Consider the following 21,446-nt stretch of genomic DNA (forward strand, 5'->3'; position numbering starts at 1 on the left):
GCGCCGCCCGACACGTTATGGCTTCGTCGCTACGCGCGTCACCACCGCATTCTGCCGATTCTCCCACAACACCGTCAGCGCTCGCTGCAATGCAATAAAGATAAACAACAAAATGCCGATGGCGATTTTGGTCCACCAGGAACTGAGCGTACCGTCAAAGTTAATGTAGGTCTGAATCAGCCCCTGGATTGCCACACCAAAGAGTGTGCCTAACACCGTGCCCACGCCGCCGCTCAGCAATGTGCCGCCTATCACCACCGAGGCGATAGCATCCAGCTCGACGCCAACCCCCGCCAGCGCGTAACCGGCCTGGGTATAGAGAGAGAACACAATACCGGCGAGCGTCGCCAGCCCGGTCGAGAGCATATAGATGCGAATGGTCGTGCTGCGCGTTGAAATCCCCATCAGGTTCGCCGAAATCGCACTCCCACCAATGGCGTAAACCTGATTACCAAACCGCGTACGATGCGCCAGAAAAATCCCTATCACCACCACCGCCAACATCAGCAGCCCCATCGCGCTCAGGCGACCGCCGCCAGGGATTTTCCACGCCAGACTCGAGAGCGTGTCATACACGGGATGGTTGATCGGAATTGACTCTTCGGAAACCAGATAGCTGACGCCGCGCAGAAAGAACATCCCCGCGAGAGTAATGATAAATGCCGGGATCTTCAGTGCATCAATCAGCAGTCCCATGAATGCCCCAAACCCACAGCCCATCATCAGCACCAGCGGAAACGCCAACAGCGGCGAAATCCCCCAGTCACCGATCGCTTTTGCCAGGAACACGCCGGTGAAGGCGATCACCGACCCGACGGAAAGATCGATCCCGCCGGAGAGGATCACAAAAGTCATCCCGACGGCAATAATCCCCAGGAAGGCGTTGTCAGTCAGGATGTTGCAGATAACCCGCGTAGAGGCAAAACCGGGAAACTGCGTCAGGCACCAGAGATAGCCCAGCACAAAGACCCCGAGGGTGATCATTAACGGTAAATTACGTTTTATCATGACCACGCACTCCTTTTATCACGCTAATAAAACGCTGAGACTGCACAATCAGCACACACAGTACGACGACAGCTTTAACGACCTGATTTATCTCCGGTGGAAAGCCGGACAGTAAAATCCCGGTATTCATCCCCTGGATAATCAACGCACCTATCACCGAAAGCAGCAGATTAAACCGCCCGCCCATCAGCGATCCGCCGCCAATCACCACCGCCAGAATGGCGTCCAGTTCCAGCCATAATCCGGCATTATTGGCATCTGCTCCGCGAATGTCAGCGGTAACAATGATCCCGGCGATGGCCGCGCACACGCCGCTCAGAACATAGGTGAGCATGACGATGACCCGCGTGTTTACCCCGGCATTTTTGGCCGCCCGAATGTTGATCCCCACGGCTTCAATAAACATCCCCAGCGCCGTTTTGCGGGTCAACAGCCAGAACAGCACCAGCGTACACACGGCGATAATGACCGGCGTCGGCATCAGCAGCAGCGAGCCGCTGCCAAACCATGAGAGATTCGGCGCGTTGAAGGTCACGATCTGCCCGGAGGTAATCAGTTGCGCGACCCCGCGCCCGGCGACCATCAGGATAAGCGTCGCGACAAAGGGCTGGATTTTAAGGATCGCCACCAGAATGCCGTTCCATAACCCCGCCAGAACCCCCGTTCCCAGCGCGGCAAGCAGAACGACAGGTAAACTGTGCCCGCCGACCGTCATGGCGGCGGTGGTCGCCCCGGCTATCGCCATCACGGCTCCGACAGAAAGATCGATGCCCCCGGTGGCAATCACCAGCGTCATACCGATCGCCAACAGCGCCACCGGCGCGGCGCGGTTCAGAATATCAATCGGGCTACCGAAGAGACGCCCATCCTGCAATACCACCTGCCAGAAGTGCGGTGCCACAATGCTATCCACCAGCAGCACCAACGCTAACGCCACCAGTTGCGGCATCCCCGTCGACCAGCGAAAGCGCTTTTTCGGCGGAGAAGACTGAGGGAGAGATTGAGGCATCACGATTATCTCCTTAGGCCGCAATGGCGTTCATGATCGCCGGTACGGACAGTTCTGCCAGCGGGATCTCCGCCACCTGCTTGCGATCGCGCATGATAATGACGCGATCCGCGTATCCCACCAGCTCTTCCAGTTCGGACGAAATCACCAGCAATGCCAGACCGTCTGCGCACAGCGTTTCGATCAGGCGGATGATCTCGGCATGTGCGCCAACGTCAATACCGCGCGTGGGTTCATCGAGGATCAGAAACTGCGGTTTGGTCAGTAGCCAGCGTGACAGCAGCACTTTTTGCTGATTGCCGCCGGAAAGAAATTCAATCGGTTGATCGGCGCTCGGGGTACGAATACCCAACTGGCGAATAAAGCGTTCGGCAATGTCATTTTGCTCTTTGCGGGGAATCGGTCGTAACCAGCCACGCTGCGCCTGTAATGCCAGAATAATATTTTCCCGTACGCTGGCGGCGGCAATAATGCCGTCCGTTTTCCTGTCTTCCGGGCAGAAGCCGATTCCCAGACACGATGCCTGGTGCGGTGAGCGTAGCGTTTGCTGTTTGCCTTTGAACATCGCGCTGCCGCTGTCTGCCGGTTTGATCCCGAAGATCACCTCTGCGGTTTCCGTTCGCCCCGATCCTAAAAGCCCCGCCAGACCAACGATCTCACCAGGGCGAACTTCGAGATCAAAGGGAGCGATGGTTCCCTTTTTGCCGTAGTTTTTGAATGCCGCTACCGGTTTGTCACTCAACAGGGTTCTGCCTGCACGCTGCAAGGCATGGGTATCTAACTCACGCCCCAGCATCATTTTCACCAGTTCGATCTGCGGGAGTTCGCGCGTTTCACGGCAGCCGACAAAGCTGCCATTGCGCAGTACGGTGATCCGATCGCTAACCTGATACACCTGATCGAGAAAATGCGTCACGAAAATCAGGCTGACGCCGCGATCGCGCAGATGGCGCATCAGCCCAAACAGCATGTCGACTTCCTGGGTATCCAGACTGGCGGTGGGTTCGTCGAGGATCAGCACCTTCGCCGAAAGATCGATGGCCCGACAAATGGCTACGATTTGCTGCATCGCCACTGAAAAGCGGTTGAGCGGCTCGCGAACATCGAGAGAAAATCCGTAAGAGGCCATCAGCTCGGTGGCGCGCCTTTCCATCTCTTTGCGCCGCAACAGGCCAAAACGACGAGGTTCACGTCCGATAAACAGGTTATCCGCCACCGACATGTTCGGCAGCAGGTTCACTTCCTGATAGACCGTACCAATCCCGAGCTGTTGGGCATGGGCGGTATTTTTAGGCGAGATAGTCTGACCTTCCAGCCAGATAGTGCCGCGTTCCGCATGGTACACGCCGGTCAACGCCTTGATCAGCGTCGATTTCCCCGCACCGTTTTCCCCCAGCAGCGCCATAATTTCGCCACGACGCAGACTAAAATCGACATTATCCAGCGCTTTAACGCCGGGAAAAAATTTGCTTAATCCCTCTGTACGGAGGATTTCCTGATGTTGTTCGATAGTCATGGTTCCTCCGGTACAACGCGTGGCGCCCCGTAGGCCGGATAAGCGAAGCGCCATCAGGCAATGTTATGCCGGATGGCGGTGTAAACACCTTATCCGGCCTACGGGCGACCTGGGGCTAAATCAGTAGCCCATATTTTTCTTCTTCTCTAACTCTTCTTTGGCGGTATCCGGCAGGTAGAGAACCGATTTAGTAATGGTCAGCTTCTCAGGCATAGTGCCGTCTTTCTTATATTTCTCCAGCGCGTCAAATGCAGGCCCCGCCATGTTCGGCGTCAGCTCCACGCTGGCGTTCGCTTCTCCGTCAATCATCGCTTTATAGATATCCGGCACCCCGTCGATAGATCCGGTAAGGATATCTTTGCCTGGTTTCAGACCGGCTTCTTTAATCGCCTGAATCGCACCGATCACCATGTCATCGTTATGAGCGTAAACCATGCAGATGTTCTTGCCGTTGTTTTCCGCCTTAATAAAGCTTTCCATCACCTCTTTACCTTTACTGCGGGTAAAGTCGCCAGACTGCGAGCGAATGATTTTGATGTTTGGCGCTTTGGCGATGGCTTCCGCAAACCCTTTCTTACGGTCTATCGCCACGCTGGCGCCGACCGTCCCCTGCAGTTCCACCACGTTACACGGCTTACCGTTCACCTCTTTAATCAGCCAGTCACCAATCAGTTGCCCTTCCAGCACGTTGTTGGCAGTCACGGTGGTCATATAGAGAGATTTGTCTTTGACATCAATGGAACGATCGAGCAAAAACACGGGGATCCCGGCATCTTTGACTTCTTTCAACACCGGCTCCCAACCCGTTGCCACCACCGGCGCGATGAAAATCGCATCCACGCCCTGGGCCACAAACGAACGCACCGCTTTAATTTGGTTTTCCTGTTTTTGCTGACCGTCGGCGATTTTTAACGTAACGCCGCGTTTCTGAGCTTCACTTTTCGCCACGTTTGTTTCAGCGGCGCGCCAGCCAGACTCAGAGCCGACCTGCGAAAATCCTACGGTTAAAGGGGCTGCCATCGCCATAGACGACATAGCTGCCGAAACTGCTGTGACTAAAAGTAAGCGCTTCCACATAAGTGCGTCCTCGTCGGGTAAGTTATCGTTGATTAACAAACAGTCGCGGAAAAACTATAGACAATGGAACATGTAACGAATTGCGTTACATCACACTTCAAAAAAGTAAATAAAACGTTAATCACAAGTTTGTAATCGCTTCCATTCGCTTATGAAAAATGCAGCTGTTGTTATGGATTTTTCTGTCATGCAAACGGACTAAAAACGGCGAGGGATCATGGATGGAAACGAAAACAAGCGAAGACTTTCGCCACGAGTTGGCTATAATACTTGCCACTTGTTTGCCATACATTTTAAAGGAAACAGACATGAGCTTACTCAACGTCCCAGCGGGTAAAGACCTGCCTGAAGATATCTACGTTGTTATCGAGATCCCGGCAAATGCCGATCCGATCAAATACGAAATTGACAAAGAGAGCGGCGCACTGTTCGTTGACCGTTTCATGTCTACCGCGATGTTCTATCCGTGCAACTACGGTTACATCAACCACACCCTGTCCCTGGACGGTGATCCGGTAGACGTTCTGGTCCCGACGCCGTACCCGCTGCAGCCGGGTTCTGTCATTCGTTGCCGTCCGGTTGGCGTGCTGAAAATGACCGACGAAGCGGGTGAAGATGCGAAACTGGTTGCAGTACCGCACACCAAGCTGAGCAAAGAATACGATCACATCAAAGATGTGAACGATCTGCCGGAACTGCTGAAAGCCCAAATCACTCACTTCTTCGAGCACTACAAAGACCTCGAAAAAGGCAAGTGGGTTAAAGTTGACGGTTGGGATAACGCAGAAGCAGCGAAAGCTGAAATCGTGGCCTCCTTCGAGCGCGCTGCGAAGAAGTAATTCCTACCGCGAATTAAAAAACACTGCTTCGGCGGTGTTTTTTTTATGCATGCGGAAGCAGTACGCGCAAAAAACAACGCCACCCGAAGGTGGCGTGTTCATCTTAGTACTGGTCTTTATCTAACCAGTTGCCGCTCTCAATCAACGTTAAACCGTCAACCGGACGTTGGTACACATACATCCATGCACTCCCGTACGGCGTCTGGATCAACTGGCGTGCATATTCACCGCCCCTGGTGCGCAAGGCATCAAGCTCGGCCAGCGTAGCATTATCAATACGATAAACTTCACCGTGTACCGTCCCGTTTCCCGGAACTGCGCCTGGATAGTGGCCCAGACTGTACAACTGGTAGTTATCGATACTGTAGTTGCCCAGCAACTGGGCGTTGGTCATCCAGTGGCTGTTGCCCTGTTTGCGTCGTAAACTGCCGTAGACAAATATTCGCATAGCTAAAACTCGAACTGATAGAGCAAATCCAGTGCCTGATCTACGCCAGACACCGCTTCCAGATATAGCTTGGGCATCAGACGATAACGTAGCGTGAGTGTCGCTAAAGAGTCAAATATCCCCACACCATATTTCACCTGTAGACCTGGCAGTACATACCCACTGACCACCACCTGGGATGAGTCACCTACCCCTTGCGTGTCCAGTGCCAGATTGCTTACGCCAAATGTCTCCCCGATTTTACCCACAACCTGACCACTTTGTGCAACCCCCAGACCAATAAGCATCGATGTCATCGCCGCACTGTCGCTTTGATCGCTGTCCAGACCCTGGCCGCGCAACAAATAAGAGAGCGCTTGCTGTTGGGACATCGCCGGGTCAGAGAAGATCTCCGCCTTCGGTTCATCCGCCGTTCCGGTAACACGCACACCGGCGATCACATCGTTCTCGGTGGCCTCCGGATTACGGATGGCTTCGATGTTGAGCAGCGGCTGATCAGGCGGCCCCGAGAACAACAGCTCACCTTTACGCACAATCAAATCCTGACCGTAGGCATGGAAGCGACCTTCCGGAATGTTGATCTGCCCGTTCAGCCCCAGACCTTGCTTGTCCTGCGCGACTTTAAGATCGCCCGTCAGACGCGCTTTCAGCCCGAAAGCACTCATACGAACGTTATTACCGACATGGATAGTCAGGTTGCTGTTGATCGGAATCGAGGCACTCTGCGGGTTCTCTGGTTGCAGGTTATTGTTGAGCATCACCTCATCACTGGAGACGCCCACCGCACTTTCCGGCAGGTCATGCACGACAATACGCGCCCACGGCACATCCACCCGGCCATCCAGGGTGAACAGACTCGGCGTCGCCTCAAACACCACATCCGGCGAGACATCGAGGCGCACCATTGGCGGTACGGTTATCCGTACCCGGCTGCCTTTCGCCGCAACACGCGCACGCCAGTTGTCGATCTGACTCCAGTCAGCGTCGCCGCTCAGGTTAATTTGCCCCTGGTGGGTACTTACCACCCCGGCGAGCGTGGAGCGTGTCCCGTTGAAGTTCATCGAAAGCTGGCTCGGCTGCATATCAAACGGCATAAAGTTGCCGTCGACGTCCAGGCCGCTGAGCTGCAATCGACCAAACATCTGCGGGCTTTGCACATCGCCGCCTAACCGCAGGTTGGCATTCAACATTCCCGATGCTTTCTCACCCCGCGAGAAAATGGGGTTTACCATCGCCAGGTTGAAATTACGGATATTGACGTTGCCGCCAAGATTGCGTCGACCCTGCGGGTCAGTCACCTGCAATTGCCCGTCTAACTGACCGTTGTTGGTCAGGCGAATCAACCAACCCAGTTCCGCACGATTGTTGTGGAGATCGGCAGTCAGGTTCAGCGTTTCAAACGCCACCGGCAGCGGCGCGTCATTGACGGTTTGCGTCACCTTCACATTACGACCGTTGAGCGTTATCTGCCCCTGAGGTAACCCTTCTTTGGTGGTGTCCCAGGCCACATCGGCCTTGCCGCTAAATACGCCGCTGGCCTGCGTGGTATCCGGCATAAACGGTTTCAGCATCGCGAGGTCAAAACGGTTAAGGTTGACCACCGCTCGCCCTTCTGCGCCCGCATCAATGGTTTGCGGTACGCACAGTTCAGCATTCGGGTTCGTCCAGCAGTGCGGCCCAATACTGATCTTCTGTTCCTGATTACGATAATCCAGCGCGATGGCGCGGTTCAGTGACCACGGGCCAACCGGCGTCTGAAAGCGCGTATTGCTGAGAGCGCCTTTCCAGCGTTCTTCCTTACGGTCGAAGCTGCCCGCCAGATCAAGCTGCCCGGAAACTGGCTCCCCCTGAATCCGCAGTTGCAGTTCATGTTGCTTTTCACTGCCTTTGGCATTCAGCGTCACAAGATTGATATTGACGTCAGGCTGCACGATCCGTACAACGCGAACGTTGAGACTTCCGGCAATCTGGTCGGTGGATTTGACGTCGCCTTCCACACGAACCTGCGCCACCGAAAGTTCCTGCCAGCGCAGACCGCGTGCCGTGATATCCGCCAGCAGTTGCGGCGCGTCAACCGTACCGCGTATTTTCACTAACCCTTTTGCCGTCCCGCCCAGTCCCGGCAGCGCATTATCAAGCCCTGGCGCATCGATGGTGGCGTCAAGATTGAGATCTTTTACCCCCAGCTCGCCTTTCACATCCGCACTGTTTGGCCCCAGTTCCAGATGCAGCCCCGGAATAATCCATTGCAGGTAGCTGTTGCCTTTCAGTGAACCGTTCACGTTAAGTTTGTTCTGCTTCACGTTACCGGTCAGCGTGAGTTCTGGCACTTCCATCTGCCAGGTTCCGCCGTACAGGCTCCCCCGGGTTTTAATCAACCCATTGATCTTAGATGGCCAGTCGGGGATCTCTTTTGCCGTATTGATGCCATCCAGCGTCAGTTCACCGCGCCAGCTAATCGCCTGCTGCCAGTCGAGCAACGCCTTCAGTTCGGTTTTCCCTTCCAGCGCCGCGACGGTGAGTTTATCGAGATTGATCTGCTGCTCGTTACCTTTCGCGTCCAGAGTAATGGTGGCCGGTGGAAGATCCTGCCCCTTCACCGCCGTACGCATCGACAGCGTATAGTCGGTCATCTTGCCGGTGAGCTTGAGTTTAAGATCGTCTGCCTGAAACTGCTTATCGCCGGTAAACGGCCAGGCGAGTTGCTGGCTAACGATCTCCAGATTCAGCGGTAATCCCGCTTCCCCCAGACGCGTCTGACCGCGCAGAACCATATCGACCGGGCCGGAAAGATTAACGCCAAGCTCCAGTTGCTCGCGCAGCGCGCCGCCCACTTTTAGCTTCACCTTTTCGCCTTTGAGCGGGTCGATATTCAGCGTGCTGTTAAGGGTGAAGTCTACCGGCCAGGTGTCACTCAGTTGCGCGCTACCGGTAGCGTTGACGCTCCCCTGGCTGGAGTCGATATCCAGCGCATCCAGCTTCATGTTGCCATCGATACTGCTCACCTTCAGCAGCATCGTGTTTACCGTCAGATCGGTATCACCGGTAATGCGCACCTGCTCGCCGCGAAATTCTTCAATGTTAAGATTGAGCGGTAAATGCACATCGGTCATTTCCGGCAGCACCGGTCTGGAGAAGAGATCTTTCAGCGTCTCGCCCAGCGGTTTTTCATTGGGCTGCGGGTTCTGGATCTTCGGCTCAACCACCTCTTCCTTCGCGACCTCCGCCACCTTTGGCAAGGCGATGAGCAGTCCCTGAAGCGATGTCGGCTTCAGGGTCAGGGTTTTCTCCTGCCAGTTCAGGCCGGAAGTAAAATCCAGCACCGAGACTGTTGTGTCATCAATTTTGAGGTTGATGTTATTGAGCGCCACGCGTGAAAGCGTGATTGGATAAGGCGTGGAAAGGTTCAGCGGGCCGCTGTCTTCTTCTTCCACCGCCGCTTCAGAAGGCGGCATTTTTTTACTGTCGATGGCAACGCGAATGTCTTTCAGCGACAGATCGTTAACGCACAGGCTGCTGTGCCACAGACAGTCGAGTTTGACGGCCAGATGCACCTCGCCCGCATTCACCGCCACACCGGGCTGCGCATAGCGCAGGTTCTTCAGCGACAAATCACGCCAGCCTCCCGTGACCTGACCGATCTCCAGCCCCGGCACCCAACGATTCGCCGCATTGAAGATCAGATGCAGACCCGTGGTGGTTCCCACCAGAAACGCCACTGTTCCCAACAGCAGCAGAATAAAAATCAGTACGCCGAGGCTTATTTTCTTCCATAGACTCATAATTCTGGCCCCAGACCGATGTAAAACTGCATACCACTCTCTTCTTTATCGCCGACGGGAGCAGCGATATCGAGCTTGATTGGCCCGACGGGAGATTGCCAGCGTACACCCACGCCAGCACCCGTTTTGAAGTCGCTTTTACGAATATCGCTGACCGCTTCGCCGCTATCAACGAACACCGCGCCCCACCATTTCCCGGTAACGTTGTACTGGTACTCCAGCGAGCCGGTCACCAGCTTCGAGGCCCCTTTCAGGTCGCCGTTGCTGTATTCTGGCGAGATAGATTTGTATTTATAACCGCGAATACTGCGGTCGCCCCCGGCGAAGAAACGCAGATCCGGCGGCACTTTGTCAAAATCACCCGTTTCGATCCAACCGAAATTGCCACGTGTCACAAAACGATGGCGATCGTAGAGCGTACGGATCCAGACGTTTTGCGCCTGAAAGACCGAGAAATCGACGTCGGAACCCCAGGCCGTATTGGAATAATCAATAGAGTAACGCTGCGAATCCCCCCACGTCGGCATCAGACCGCCGCGTGAGCGCGTCCGGCTTATCATCACCCCAGGATAAAGCAGCATGGTGGTGTCAGTGACTTCCCCTTGGGTAAAGTGGTCAAGGCTCCAGCGCAGATTGATGGCGCGCTGCCAGCCGCTGGAAAGATCCCAGTAGCGGGAGACGGCAAGCGTGGTGGAGTCTGATTCGGTATCGTTGAGATCCGTGCGCTTAAAGCCGCCCTGAACCAGATAATATTGCTCCAGCGGGTTCTTCAGCAGCGGCATTTTATAACTGAAATCAAGCACCTGTTCCGGCGCTGAAATACTGGTGCTGGTCGTCAGGCTGTGGCCGTATGAGTTCATCCACGGTTTTTTCCACGTGGCTTTCACGCGCGGCCCAACGTCGGTTGAATAGCCCACACCGGTTTCGATGGTGTTTTCTACACGCGGTGACACAACGCCTTTCAGCGGCAGAACTTTCGTTTTGCGGGCCTTATCGAACTCCGGCGCAACCACGACGGAGTTAAACCATCCGGTGGCGGAGAGGCGGCGGTTCAGCTCCGCCAGGTCTTTTGACTGGTACTCATCGCCCTCTTTGAACGGCACCAGATGTTGCAGGTATTCGTCACGGATCTGCGAACCTTCAAACGTGACATGCCCGAAGCGGTAACGTTCGCCGCTATCATAGTCGATGTCCCAGAACGCCTGATGGCGATCCAGCGCGATACCCAACTGGCTCTTTTTGAATTCGCTGTCGAAATACCCTTTACGCAACGCGACGCTGGTTAACGACTTTTTGAAGTCATCATAGTCACTGTGATCCAGCACGGTTCCCAGCGCTGGCCGCGTTTTCAGCAAGGTCAGATAATCTTTATCGGTCCGCGCGCCACCGCGTAAAATGACCTCAGTACCGCCAATCAACACCGGCTGACCCGGCGTGACTTTGGCAATCAATACCTGACGCCCTTTCGCCGGAGGCGGACGCAAATCAAATTCAATGGTCGGCTCGTAATAGCCCAGCGCTTTTAACCCTTCGCGGATAGCATCATCAACGCGCGCGCGAAAACGTCTATCCGGCGTGACTTCGTCACCCTGAATCGTCGACAGTTGAGCACGGACGTTTTTTTCCAGCGCTCCCGACAAACCTTCAACCTGTAGACGGACATTCGCGGCGACGGCAGAGCCACTCAAGCAAAGCAAGCCGACCCAACATAACTGACGGATATGTGGCACATTTTCTCCTGAATATCCTTTTTTTCCTGGCCCTGGAAAAAGAACACTACACCATCCAATGGCTTAACAAAAATTCAACAATAAAGGTTGAAAAACAGACGACAACCCAAATATTTCTTATGTTTACTTTAGACACATTCACGGTAGTTATTGTGTGCAAAGAAGCGTCTTGTTACAACCTTAAACCAAATGACAGTTTTTGGGAGGCCCGCACCATGAACATATTTGATAAAAAGCATCTGGTTACTCAAGCAGATGCACTACCCGGGCGCAATACCCCGATGCCGGTAGCCACTCTTCATGCGGTAAACGAACACTCCATGACAAATGTGCCCGAAGGGATGGAAATTGCCCTCTTTGCCATGGGCTGCTTTTGGGGCGTTGAGCGTTTGTTCTGGCAATTACCCGGGGTATATAGCACGGCGGCGGGGTATACCGGCGGCTATACGCCAAATCCCACCTACCGGGAAGTCTGCTCCGGGCAAACCGGTCACGCCGAAGCCGTTCGTGTGGTCTACGATCCCCAGGTCATCCGCTATGAGCAGTTGCTACAGGTGTTTTGGGAGAACCACGACCCGGCGCAGGGTATGCGTCAGGGCAACGATCAGGGGACACAGTATCGTTCCGCTCTCTATCCGCTAACACCGGAACAGGACGCCGCCGCCCGCGCCAGTCTTGAACGCTTTCAGGCGGCGATGACCGCAGCAAATGACGATCGCCACATTACTACCGAGATTAGCCACGCCACCCCGTTCTACTACGCCGAGGATGACCACCAGCAGTATCTGCACAAAAATCCGTACGGCTACTGCGGCATTGGCGGAATTGGGGTATGTCTGCCGCCTGATGCATGATTTTATTCGCAGGCAGTTAATTTGATGGCCTGATGGCACGACGCGTATCAGATCTTCGGGAGTGTCGAAATCTGACCCTCTGGCGGCATTACAGTACCTTACGCTATACTAGCGACTGAAATTACCGGCTCACTTCCTTCGGGCCGGTTTTCAATGTGTATTTCATATGGATTTATACTCTTCTCCCTTCCGAGGATCTGGCATAACGCCGGATAAGATATGTTAAACAGTATTTTAATCATACTCTGCTTGATCGCTGTGAGTGCGTTCTTCTCGATATCCGAGATCTCGCTTGCCGCCTCACGTAAAATTAAACTTAAGTTGTTATCTGATGATGGCAATATCAACGCCCAGCGCGTTTTGAAAATGCAGGAAAACCCGGGGATGTTCTTTACCGTGGTGCAAATTGGCCTGAACGCGGTCGCCATTCTCGGCGGTATCGTGGGCGACGCCGCCTTTTCTCCGGCATTTTATTCCCTGTTCTCTCGCTACTTTTCAGCGGAGCTGTCCGAGCAACTGAGCTTTATTCTCTCTTTCTCGCTGGTCACCGGTCTGTTTATTTTGTTCGCAGATTTAACCCCGAAACGCATCGGTATGATTGCGCCAGAAGCTGTTGCTTTGCGTATCATCAACCCGATGCGCTTCTGCCTGTTTGTGTTTCGCCCATTGGTGTGGTTCTTCAACGGTTTGGCAAACACCATCTTTCGCATCTTCAAACTGCCGATGGTACGTAAAGACGATATTACGTCTGATGATATTTATGCCGTCGTTGAAGCCGGTGCATTAGCCGGCGTGCTGCGTAAACAGGAACACGAATTAATTGAAAACGTGTTCGAACTGGAATCTCGTACCGTGCCGTCTTCCATGACCTCGCGTGAAAACGTGATCTGGTTTGATCTGCATGAAGATGAACAAAGTCTGAAAAACAAAGTGGCGGAGCATCCGCACTCGAAATTCCTGGTCTGTAACGAAGACATCGACCATATCATTGGCTACGTTGACTCAAAAGACCTGCTCAACCGCGTGCTGGCGAACCAGAGCATGGCGCTAAACAGCGGCGTCCAGATCCGCAATACGCTGATCGTTCCGGACACCTTAACCCTCTCTGAAGCGCTGGAAAGCTTCAAAACCGCGGGCGAAGATTTTGCCGTTATCATGAATGAGTACGCGTTGGTGGTGGGTATTATCACCCTCAATGATGTGATGACGACATTAATGGGCGACCTGGTGGGCCAGGGTCTGGAAGAACAGATTGTCGCCCGTGATGAGAATTCATGGCTGGTTGATGGCGGTACGCCTATCGACGACGTCATGCGCGTGCTGGATATCGACGAGTTTCCACAGTCGGGTAACTACGAAACCATCGGCGGCTTTATGATGTTTATGCTGCGAAAAATCCCGAAACGTACCGACTCGGTGAAGTTTTCCGGCTACAAGTTTGAAGTGGTGGATATTGATAACTACCGTATCGATCAGTTGCTGGTCACGCGACTCGGCACCAAACCCACGACGCTGACGCCGAAGCTGCCCGACGCCAAAGAAGAGCACGCGGAATAAGCACCCTCAAGGGGCGGCCCTGCGTTGCCCCTGATTTTCATCCATCACCAGCATTTATTACCTGATGTTGACATAATTCACTGAATTTATTCTATAAAAAACATCAGGCAACCTGGCATTGCATTTAGCATGATTAAAATACGAATAAATAAGTAGTGATAACATTAATACCGTAATCAATGATCTCTTTACCTACCGGGTTTTCAGGAGAGAGTCATCATGGCGTTCTGTACCCATAAAAACGTTATTGTTGATGAGTTCAGATTTAAGATAAATCAACTCCTGCAACTCGTTGATCTTTATGCAACAGAGCAAAATACCAGTCGAATGTATCTGGAGAAAGTCAGGGACATAAAAATCCATTTTCTCAATCACAACGATACGCTCGAAGATTTATGTTATATCGAAAAAAAACTGATTGGCATTGCACCAGACGTTTGCCTGAAAAAGTATTATCTCCAGCTAACATCACGCTACAAAGAAATTTTACCTAAAGAATCAAGCAAGTACCTAAGTAAAGAAGACTTTTTTTCTGGTAAAATACTCAATGCCACTGAAATATTGCATCTAAGGGAAGAGACGCTCTATATTTCAGGGTTGCTGCACAAGTATTATCATTTTCTCGATAATAAAGAGAAGGTTATAGCAAAATACAAAATGCTATTTATCTTACTCCTTCTCATTATGTTTGCAGTTTCAGCGATTTCTTTTGCTTTCTCCGTTGTTGCCAAAACATTTCTCGAGTGTTCAAGAATCGCCATGACCAGCAATGCCGTCATGCTCGTCATTGCGATGATCTGTGCCGGATATTTTGGCGCGGTAATCAGCGTTGTCAGGCGTATTCAATGCATTGCAGAAAAAAGTGTGGATGGTGTTGACCGGGAAGACTTGCTGTTGAAACTCGTTAACGGGAAGTGGGGGATTTTCTTATCGATTATTCTTGGTACGCTTGCGCCGTTCGTTCTATTACTCCTGTTAATCATGTTTCAAAACACGGCGCTAAAGATTGGCGACTTTAATCTTCTCCCACAAATTGAAAGCGCATTTGAAAAATGTCTGGGCAGCAAACCCACGAATGTGAGCACAACAATGTCGATAATCTATGACCTGAAATTTAACTCACTCAAAGATGTCGCTGAATTTATTCTACTGTCCATCGCCTGTGGCTTCTCTGAGCGTTTCATCCCGGATGTGCTGGACAGAGTCAGCAAAGAACTGGAACAAAAAGTCCGTGAGCGTCCTGCACCGAATCATCAAGATAAGTAAGCCTCAGAAACATCAACGGCCCCTGTTTCAGGAGCCGTTTTTTATACTGCTTTAACTATCGCATAGCACTTCGGTTAAGCCATCTCAGTTTGCAGACGCAAAACCTGACGGTTAACTTCGGACATCACAGAAAAGTGCTGTTTGTCCTTCACTTTTGGGACAAGAATCTTACCCTTATCAAACTCAAAAGCGCCTACGTCCTTGATATATAACCGTCCACGAAACAGGATCTTCACGTACTTCGCCACCTGCAGCGGGTTGTACCGTTGGAAAATTTTCATTGTTGTCTCCTGCTGAGCATTACGCCTTTGCGGTGCCACAATCAGCCCAACTGTTCTAAGGCGCAAATTTTAATGCCATATGACTATAGACTATCTCGACGCTGTTTCCAGCGCGTATAAGTTTATTTACCTTTCCGTTACACTTATTCAGAATTATCTCTTCACTGATACGCTGGATTCAGTATAAGCCTTCATTTTTCGCAGGATTTGTGCGCCCGTCCGCAAACTGGCATTGCGCTTGCGGGAAAAAGCATTATTCGCACATATGATTAAATCTCAGACCCAAGTGGTCGGATCACCTGCAATTAATAAGGAAACACCATGACCTTACGTAAGCTTCTGGCGCTCTCATGCCTGTTACTGCCGATGATGGCCTCCGCCCATAACTTCGAAACGCACCAGCGCGTGTCGCCCGTGGGGATCGCCGATCGCGGTGAATTGATTCTTGATAATGATAAGTTTAGCTACAAAAGCTGGAATAGCGCGCAGTTGACTGGAAAAGTTCGCGTGCTGCAACACATCGCCGGACGCACTTCAGCCAAAGAGAAAAACGCGACGCTGATCGAGGCCATCAAAGCGGCAAAATTACCGCACGACAAATACCAGACCACCACTATCGTCAACACGGATGACGCCATTCCTGGCTCCGGTATGTTCGTGCGCAGTAGCCTTGAGAGTAATAAGAAGCTCTACCCGTGGTCGCAGTTTATTGTCGACAGCGACGGCATTGCGCGTAAAACCTGGCAACTGGATGAAGAGAGTTCAGCGATCGCCGTACTCGACAAAGAAGGACGAATTCAGTGGGCAAAAGATGGCGCATTAACGCAGGAAGAGGTGCAGCAGGTGATCGCCCTGCTGCATAAATTACTCAGTAAATAGAGACCCGGAAGCCGGGGTTAAGGAAGGATTCGCGCGGCGTGTAATCCAGTGGTTTACCCTGCCAGTCGTGAATATGCGCCCCGGCGGCAGCGGCAACCGCGTGGCCCGCAGCGGTATCCCAGACGTTAGTAGGGCCAAAGCGTGGATACAACTGCGCCTGCCCTTCTGCCACCAGGCAAAACTTGAGGGAAGACCCAATCGAGGTTGTCTGGTGCTCGCCCAACTGCTGCAAATACTCTTTCATTTCGTTATCTGCATGTGAGCGGCTAATCACCACCAGCGGCGGGCGGGCGTCGCGTACCTGAATTTGTTTGCGCGTACCGCCCTCTTCTTTCCAGGCTTTTCCTTCCGCCGCGCTGTACATCACCTTCATGACGGGTGCGTAAACCACGCCCAATACCGGCTTGCCTTTGTCGATCAGCGCAATATTAACGGTGAATTCCCCGTTACGTTTAATGAACTCTTTCGTGCCATCCAGTGGGTCTACCAGCCAGTAACGCTGCCAGTGCTGGCGCACGTCCCAACCCTGCGGGTCTTCCTCCGAAAGAACCGGAATATCTGGCGTCAGTGCCTGTAATCCTTCGAGTATCACGGCATGCGCGGCAAGATCCGCCGCAGTGACCGGAGAATCATCCTGCTTGCTGGTGATCTCCATCGGTTTGACTCCATCGTAAATTTGCATAATGGCATCACCCGCATTCCGTGCAAGCTGGCATACATGTTCTAACATTCTCCACCTCATTTGTGGCCGTGGCGTTAACTCGTTGTTTTACTTATACCCGATCGTCAGGGGATCCGCTAACTGTGATAATGACTGCGGTTTTGGCGGGTAAATTCATGGCATGATTCACGATTCTGTAAGCAAGAAGATTTAGATACATTTTCTTTTGTGGCTTAGATCTTAAAAGGATGCCCCTGATGATTAAGTTTAGCGCAACGCTCCTGGCCACGCTGATCGCTGCCAGCGTGAATGCGGCGACCGTCGATCTGCGAATCATGGAAACCACTGATTTGCATAGCAACATGATGGATTTCGATTATTACAAAGATACCGCGACGGAAAAATTCGGCCTGGTACGCACGGCAAGTTTGATTAATGCCGCCAGAAATGAAGTGAAAAACAGCGTGCTGGTCGATAACGGCGATCTGATTCAGGGGAGCCCGCTGGGCGATTACATGGCAGACAAAGGACTGCAAAAAGGCGATATTCATCCTGTCTACAAGGCACTGAATACGCTGGATTATGCCGTCGGAAACCTTGGCAACCATGAATTCAATTATGGTCTGGATTATCTCCACGCGGCGCTGTCTGGCGCGAAATTCCCTTACGTTAACGCCAATATCATCGACGTTAAAACCCAGAAACCGCTGTTTACCCCTTATCTTATCAAAGAGACAGACGTCATCGATAAGGACGGAAATAAGCAAACGCTCAAAATCGGCTATATCGGTTTTGTGCCGCCCCAAATCATGACCTGGGATAAAGCCAACCTCAGCGGCAAAGTGACGGTGAATGACATCACCGAAACCGCCCGCAAGTATGTCCCCGAAATGCGCGCCAACGGCGCCGATGTGGTAGTCGTGATTGCGCACTCCGGTCTTTCAGCCGACCCGTACCACAGCCTGGCGGAAAACTCGGTGTACTACCTCAGCGAAGTTCCGGGCGTGGATGCCATTATGTTTGGCCACGCGCATGCCGTCTTCCCGGGCAAAGATTTCGCCAGCATTAAAGGCGCGGATATCGCCAAAGGCACCCTTAACGGTGTGCCGGCCGTTATGCCGGGCATATGGGGCGATCATCTGGGCGTGGTGGATCTGGTGCTGAATAACGACAGCGGGAAATGGCAGGTGACACAGGCGAAAGCCGAAGCGCGCCCGATTTATGACGCGGCGGCGAAAAAATCGCTGGCAGCGGAAGACCGTAAGCTGGTCGATATCCTGAAAGCCGATCATGACGCTACGCGCAAATTTGTCGGTAAACCGATTGGTCAATCCGCAGATAACATGTACAGCTATCTGGCGCTGGTACAAGATGATCCGACCGTGCAGGTCGTGAATATGGCGCAAAAAGCCTACGTTGAACACTTTATTCAGGGCGATCCGGACTTAGCAAAACTGCCTGTGCTTTCTGCCGCCGCGCCGTTTAAAGTCGGTGGTCGTAAAAACGATCCCGCCAGCTTTGTTGAGGTGGAAAAAGGGCAACTCACCTTCCGTAACGCCGCCGACCTCTACCTTTATCCCAATACTCTGGTGGTCGTCAAAGCCAGCGGCAAAGAGGTAAAAGAGTGGCTGGAATGCTCGGCAGGGCAGTTTAACCAGATTGATATCCACAGCAGCAAGCCGCAGTCGCTGATTAACTGGGAGGGATTTCGCACCTATAACTTCGATGTGATTGATGGGGTTAATTACCAGGTGGATGTTTCGCAGCCCGCTCGCTATGACGGCGAATGTCAGACCATCAACCCCAACGCAGAACGTATCAAGAATCTGACCTTCAACGGCAAACCGATTGACCCGAACGCGACGTTCCTGGTCGCCACCAATAACTATCGCGCTTACGGTGGCAAGTTTGCGGGCACCGGCGAAAATCACATTGCTTTTGCTTCACCGGATGAGAACCGTTCGGTGCTGGCCGCCTGGATAGGCGCAGAAACGAAGCGCGCAGGCGCAATCCATCCGGCGGCGGACAATAACTGGCGTCTGGCGCCCATCAGCAGTAAAACGACGCTGGATATCCGTTTTGAGACATCCCCGACCGATAAAGCCGCCGCGTTTATCAAAGAGAAAGGACAGTATCCGCTGAAGAACGTCGCCACCGATGAGATTGGTTTTGCGATTTATCAGGTGGATTTGCGTCAATAACGCGCCCTTCATTGCCGGATAATACGCCACAGCGTCTTATCCGGCCTACGGGTCAATGCGAAATTGTAGGCCGGAAAGGCGTCAGCCGCCATCCTGCAAATACTCACGCCGCACGCTCATCCCGTATCGCCAGAACCTGCGGTAAATTCAGTTCTATCCAGTCCGCCAGCGCGGCCACTTTATCGCTGACCTGCTCACCCAACGGCGTCAGGCTGTATTCTACGTGTGGTGGAACCACCGGGTACGACACCCGATTGACAAAACCGTCCAGCTCCAGCGCCTGTAACGATTGCGCCAGCATCTTTTCGCTCACGCCGCCCATCTTGCGGCGCAAATCGCTGAAGCGGTGCGTTCCGTCACGCAGCGCCACCAGAATCAATACCCCCCAGCGACTGGTCACGTGCTTTAACACATCACGGGACGGGCACTGTTCGGCAAACAAATTCCCCTCGCGCAATTGCTGAGAAAGCGTTGAGTTTGTCATTTTTATACTTACCTTTTTGTGCGTACTTACTAAAAGTAAGTTTAGGTGTTAGCGTAGTCAAACACAAGACAAACCGATGGAGACTTCTCATGATCGCAATTACCGGTGCAACCGGCCAACTGGGCCGCCATGTTATCGAATCCTTACTGAAAACCGTTCCTGCCAGCCAGATTGTGGCAATCGTTCGTCACGCGGCGAAAGCCACGGCCCTGCGTCAGCAAGGCATTACCGTGCGTGAGGCGGATTACAACAACGAAGCGGCATTCACCACCGCGCTACAGGGTATCGATAAACTGCTGCTGATTTCGTCGAGCGAAGTCGGGCAACGTAGCGCGCAGCATCGCAATGTGATTAATGCCGCGCTGGCAGCCGATGTAAAATTCATCGCCTACACCAGTCTTCTTCATGCCGATAGCTCCCCGCTGGGACTGCATGTCGAGCACGTTGAAACCGAAAAAATGCTGGCAGACTCCGGCATTCCCCACGCTTTGCTGCGTAACGGCTGGTATACCGAAAACTACCTGGCCAGTGCGCCCGCAGCGCTTGAACACGGCGTGTTTATCGGTGCCGCAGGGGAAGGCAAAATCGCCTCCGCCACCCGTGCTGATTATGCCGCCGCGGCTGCACGCGTGATAAGCGAAGAGGGCCATGCCGGTCAGGTTTACGAACTGGCGGGCGATGAAGCCTGGACACTCAGCCAACTGGCCGCCGAACTGGCAAAACAGAGCGGGAAAAATGTGGTGTATCAGAATCTGAGCCAGGCGGATTTTGCCTCAGCGCTAAAAAGCGTAGGTCTGCCTGCAGGGCTGGCGGATATGCTGGCGGATTCCGATGTGGGCGCCTCAAACGGTGGCCTGTTTGACGACAGCAAGACATTGAGCAAACTGACTGGACGTTCGACCACCCCGCTGGCAGAGAGCGTCAAAAGCATCCTGTAGGTGTTAAAAATTCGTTAATTGCAGTGGCATCCCCGGGAGTCATCTCTGATAATGAAACGATGGTTCCAGGGGAGAGACACCGTGCAAGGCGTACCCGAACAGTTTATTGATGAGAAAGACAGCGCCCGTTTTCGCCATCTGGCGCAGGTTCCCGGCGTTGAACTTTACCATGCCCATATTTCGCGTTACGCCTTTGAACCCCACACCCATGAAGCGTTCGGGATCGGTGCGATAGAAGCCGGAGCCGAACGCTTTCGCTATCGCGGTACGCAATATGTTGCTCCCGCCCAGTCCGTCGTCACGATGAATCCCGATGAGTTGCATACCGGCGAGGCCGAAACAGCCGACGGCTGGCGTTACCGAATGATCTATCTCGAGCCCGACCTGCTGGAAGAGGTGACCGGGATCCGTCACTGGTGGTTTCAGGACGTTACGCGCCACGATCCGTTACGACAGAGTCAAATTTGTTCGCTGATCCAGGGACTCTGGCACGCGGACGATCCGCTGGCGCAAAAAGGTCTGCTGCTCTCTCTTATCGACACGTTCCAGCCATTGGCGCGTCATGCCCCGACGCTGCGCGAAGGCGCACACCGTTTTGATCGCGTGCGCGAGTATCTGCATGATAACTATATGCATTCTGTCACGCTGGAGGAACTGGCGGGCGTCGCGTCGCTAAGCCCCTGGCATTTTCAGCGTCAGTTCAAAGCCCATTTCCACGTGACGCCGCATCAAATGCTGATGGCGATTCGACTGTGGCGGGCAAAGACGTTTCTCACCCACGGTATGCCTGCAGCAGAAGTGGCGGCGGCCACCGGATTGACCGATCAATCCCATCTCACCCGTAGCTTTACCCATCGCTACGGCATCACCCCGGTACGCTACCAAAAGCAGGTGTTTTCCGGTTAATCAGCAACCT

At 53.1% G+C, this 21,446-nt stretch carries 18 protein-coding genes; 8 read left to right on the plus strand and 10 right to left on the minus strand.

The window, feature by feature from the left end:
* Window positions 1-15 precede the first annotated feature (15 nt).
* From yjfF to ytfQ, 4 genes are all read right to left on the minus strand, one after another.
* Window positions 16-1,008, minus strand: a complete 993-nt coding sequence (gene yjfF / locus ACO7SM_RS19250; protein ID WP_490468840.1) for a galactofuranose ABC transporter, permease protein YjfF — start codon at window positions 1,006-1,008, stop codon at window positions 16-18.
* Window positions 995-2,017 carry a galactofuranose ABC transporter, ATP-binding protein YtfT gene (ytfT, locus tag ACO7SM_RS19255; RefSeq protein WP_490470985.1) on the minus strand — a complete coding sequence of 341 codons (1,023 nt, stop codon included), beginning with the start codon at window positions 2,015-2,017 and terminating at the stop codon, window positions 995-997. Before ytfT ends, yjfF begins: the two co-directional genes overlap by 14 nt.
* A 13-nt stretch (window positions 2,018-2,030) precedes the next feature.
* A complete protein-coding gene (gene ytfR / locus ACO7SM_RS19260; RefSeq protein WP_490468841.1) occupies window positions 2,031-3,533 on the minus strand; it encodes a galactofuranose ABC transporter, ATP-binding protein YtfR in 1,503 nt (500 codons plus the stop codon).
* A 120-nt stretch (window positions 3,534-3,653) separates the two neighbouring features.
* Window positions 3,654-4,610, minus strand: a complete 957-nt coding sequence (gene ytfQ, locus ACO7SM_RS19265) for a galactofuranose ABC transporter substrate-binding protein YtfQ (RefSeq protein ID WP_192610860.1) — start codon at window positions 4,608-4,610, stop codon at window positions 3,654-3,656.
* A gap of 308 nt (window positions 4,611-4,918) precedes the next feature.
* Between ytfQ and ppa the strand changes: the two genes are divergently transcribed.
* The gene (gene ppa / locus ACO7SM_RS19270; RefSeq protein ID WP_203359148.1) at window positions 4,919-5,449 is read left to right on the plus strand and encodes an inorganic diphosphatase; all 531 of its coding nucleotides are present in this window, start codon (window positions 4,919-4,921) and stop codon (window positions 5,447-5,449) included.
* A 103-nt stretch (window positions 5,450-5,552) separates the two neighbouring features.
* On the opposite strand, the gene ACO7SM_RS19275 is transcribed toward ppa, so the two are convergent.
* From ACO7SM_RS19275 to tamA, 3 genes are read right to left on the minus strand one after another with little or no spacing between them, the layout of a single operon-like run.
* A complete protein-coding gene (locus ACO7SM_RS19275) occupies window positions 5,553-5,897 on the minus strand; it encodes a gamma-glutamylcyclotransferase family protein (RefSeq protein WP_192610856.1) in 345 nt (114 codons plus the stop codon).
* 2 nt (window positions 5,898-5,899) lie between these two features.
* A complete protein-coding gene (gene tamB / locus ACO7SM_RS19280) occupies window positions 5,900-9,679 on the minus strand; it encodes an autotransporter assembly complex protein TamB (RefSeq protein ID WP_490468842.1) in 3,780 nt (1,259 codons plus the stop codon).
* Window positions 9,676-11,409: an autotransporter assembly complex protein TamA gene (tamA, locus tag ACO7SM_RS19285; RefSeq protein ID WP_490468843.1), complete on the minus strand. Its 1,734-nt coding sequence runs from the start codon at window positions 11,407-11,409 to the stop codon at window positions 9,676-9,678. Before tamA ends, tamB begins: the two co-directional genes overlap by 4 nt.
* 215 nt (window positions 11,410-11,624) lie before the next feature.
* Between tamA and msrA the strand changes: the two genes are divergently transcribed.
* The 3 genes from msrA (at window position 11,625) to ACO7SM_RS19300 (ending at window position 15,086) form a co-directional block, all read left to right on the plus strand.
* Window positions 11,625-12,263, plus strand: coding sequence for a peptide-methionine (S)-S-oxide reductase MsrA (gene msrA, locus ACO7SM_RS19290; protein WP_490468844.1), 639 nt, complete (start codon window positions 11,625-11,627; stop codon window positions 12,261-12,263).
* A 219-nt stretch (window positions 12,264-12,482) separates the two neighbouring features.
* Window positions 12,483-13,820: a polyamine export protein PaeA gene (gene paeA, locus ACO7SM_RS19295; RefSeq protein WP_490468845.1), complete on the plus strand. Its 1,338-nt coding sequence runs from the start codon at window positions 12,483-12,485 to the stop codon at window positions 13,818-13,820.
* 219 nt (window positions 13,821-14,039) lie between these two features.
* Window positions 14,040-15,086, plus strand: coding sequence for a hypothetical protein (locus tag ACO7SM_RS19300; RefSeq protein ID WP_490468846.1), 1,047 nt, complete (start codon window positions 14,040-14,042; stop codon window positions 15,084-15,086).
* Window positions 15,087-15,160: 74 nt separating this feature from the next.
* On the opposite strand, the gene ACO7SM_RS19305 is transcribed toward ACO7SM_RS19300, so the two are convergent.
* Window positions 15,161-15,367: a DUF1107 domain-containing protein gene (locus ACO7SM_RS19305; RefSeq protein ID WP_192610851.1), complete on the minus strand. Its 207-nt coding sequence runs from the start codon at window positions 15,365-15,367 to the stop codon at window positions 15,161-15,163.
* A 321-nt stretch (window positions 15,368-15,688) separates the two neighbouring features.
* Here ACO7SM_RS19305 and ACO7SM_RS19310 point away from each other — a divergent pair, with 321 nt between their 5' ends.
* On the plus strand, window positions 15,689-16,246 hold the full coding sequence (locus ACO7SM_RS19310) for a YtfJ family protein (RefSeq protein ID WP_490468847.1): 558 nt from the start codon (window positions 15,689-15,691) through the stop codon (window positions 16,244-16,246).
* On the opposite strand, the gene cysQ is transcribed toward ACO7SM_RS19310, so the two are convergent.
* Complete coding sequence (gene cysQ, locus ACO7SM_RS19315; RefSeq protein WP_490468848.1) at window positions 16,236-16,976, minus strand: 3'(2'),5'-bisphosphate nucleotidase CysQ; 741 nt, start codon at window positions 16,974-16,976, stop codon at window positions 16,236-16,238. The genes ACO7SM_RS19310 and cysQ overlap by 11 nt on opposite strands.
* 188 nt (window positions 16,977-17,164) lie before the next feature.
* Between cysQ and ACO7SM_RS19320 the strand changes: the two genes are divergently transcribed.
* Window positions 17,165-19,108 (plus strand): bifunctional 2',3'-cyclic-nucleotide 2'-phosphodiesterase/3'-nucleotidase, encoded by a 1,944-nt coding sequence (locus tag ACO7SM_RS19320; RefSeq protein ID WP_490468849.1) that lies wholly within the window; start codon window positions 17,165-17,167, stop codon window positions 19,106-19,108.
* A gap of 103 nt (window positions 19,109-19,211) precedes the next feature.
* Here the strand turns inward: ACO7SM_RS19320 and ACO7SM_RS19325 are convergent, their stop codons facing one another.
* Window positions 19,212-19,592: a winged helix-turn-helix transcriptional regulator gene (locus ACO7SM_RS19325; RefSeq protein WP_490468850.1), complete on the minus strand. Its 381-nt coding sequence runs from the start codon at window positions 19,590-19,592 to the stop codon at window positions 19,212-19,214.
* An 89-nt stretch (window positions 19,593-19,681) separates the two neighbouring features.
* Between ACO7SM_RS19325 and ACO7SM_RS19330 the strand changes: the two genes are divergently transcribed.
* Window positions 19,682-20,530, plus strand: coding sequence for an SDR family oxidoreductase (locus tag ACO7SM_RS19330; protein WP_490468851.1), 849 nt, complete (start codon window positions 19,682-19,684; stop codon window positions 20,528-20,530).
* Window positions 20,531-20,611: 81 nt separating this feature from the next.
* Window positions 20,612-21,436, plus strand: coding sequence for an AraC family transcriptional regulator (locus ACO7SM_RS19335; protein ID WP_490470986.1), 825 nt, complete (start codon window positions 20,612-20,614; stop codon window positions 21,434-21,436).
* The last annotated feature ends 10 nt before the right edge of the window (window positions 21,437-21,446 follow it).

The sequence above is a fragment of the Citrobacter sp. LJND-P06 genome, assembly GCF_058188415.1.

What these genes read in the sequence shown, in the direction of transcription:
- yjfF (WP_490468840.1), bottom strand. Translation starts at nt 1,008, where the DNA reads ATGATAAAACGTAATTTACCGTTAATGATCACCCTCGGGGTCTTTGTG.
- ytfT (WP_490470985.1), bottom strand. Translation starts at nt 2,017, where the DNA reads ATGCCTCAATCTCTCCCTCAGTCTTCTCCGCCGAAAAAGCGCTTTCGC.
- ytfR (WP_490468841.1), bottom strand. Translation starts at nt 3,533, where the DNA reads ATGACTATCGAACAACATCAGGAAATCCTCCGTACAGAGGGATTAAGC.
- ytfQ (WP_192610860.1), bottom strand. Translation starts at nt 4,610, where the DNA reads ATGTGGAAGCGCTTACTTTTAGTCACAGCAGTTTCGGCAGCTATGTCG.
- ppa (WP_203359148.1), top strand. Translation starts at nt 4,919, where the DNA reads ATGAGCTTACTCAACGTCCCAGCGGGTAAAGACCTGCCTGAAGATATC.
- ACO7SM_RS19275 (WP_192610856.1), bottom strand. Translation starts at nt 5,897, where the DNA reads ATGCGAATATTTGTCTACGGCAGTTTACGACGCAAACAGGGCAACAGC.
- tamB (WP_490468842.1), bottom strand. Translation starts at nt 9,679, where the DNA reads ATGAGTCTATGGAAGAAAATAAGCCTCGGCGTACTGATTTTTATTCTG.
- msrA (WP_490468844.1), top strand. Translation starts at nt 11,625, where the DNA reads ATGAACATATTTGATAAAAAGCATCTGGTTACTCAAGCAGATGCACTA.
- paeA (WP_490468845.1), top strand. Translation starts at nt 12,483, where the DNA reads ATGTTAAACAGTATTTTAATCATACTCTGCTTGATCGCTGTGAGTGCG.
- ACO7SM_RS19300 (WP_490468846.1), top strand. Translation starts at nt 14,040, where the DNA reads ATGGCGTTCTGTACCCATAAAAACGTTATTGTTGATGAGTTCAGATTT.
- ACO7SM_RS19305 (WP_192610851.1), bottom strand. Translation starts at nt 15,367, where the DNA reads ATGAAAATTTTCCAACGGTACAACCCGCTGCAGGTGGCGAAGTACGTG.
- ACO7SM_RS19310 (WP_490468847.1), top strand. Translation starts at nt 15,689, where the DNA reads ATGACCTTACGTAAGCTTCTGGCGCTCTCATGCCTGTTACTGCCGATG.
- cysQ (WP_490468848.1), bottom strand. Translation starts at nt 16,976, where the DNA reads ATGTTAGAACATGTATGCCAGCTTGCACGGAATGCGGGTGATGCCATT.
- ACO7SM_RS19320 (WP_490468849.1), top strand. Translation starts at nt 17,165, where the DNA reads ATGATTAAGTTTAGCGCAACGCTCCTGGCCACGCTGATCGCTGCCAGC.
- ACO7SM_RS19325 (WP_490468850.1), bottom strand. Translation starts at nt 19,592, where the DNA reads ATGACAAACTCAACGCTTTCTCAGCAATTGCGCGAGGGGAATTTGTTT.
- ACO7SM_RS19330 (WP_490468851.1), top strand. Translation starts at nt 19,682, where the DNA reads ATGATCGCAATTACCGGTGCAACCGGCCAACTGGGCCGCCATGTTATC.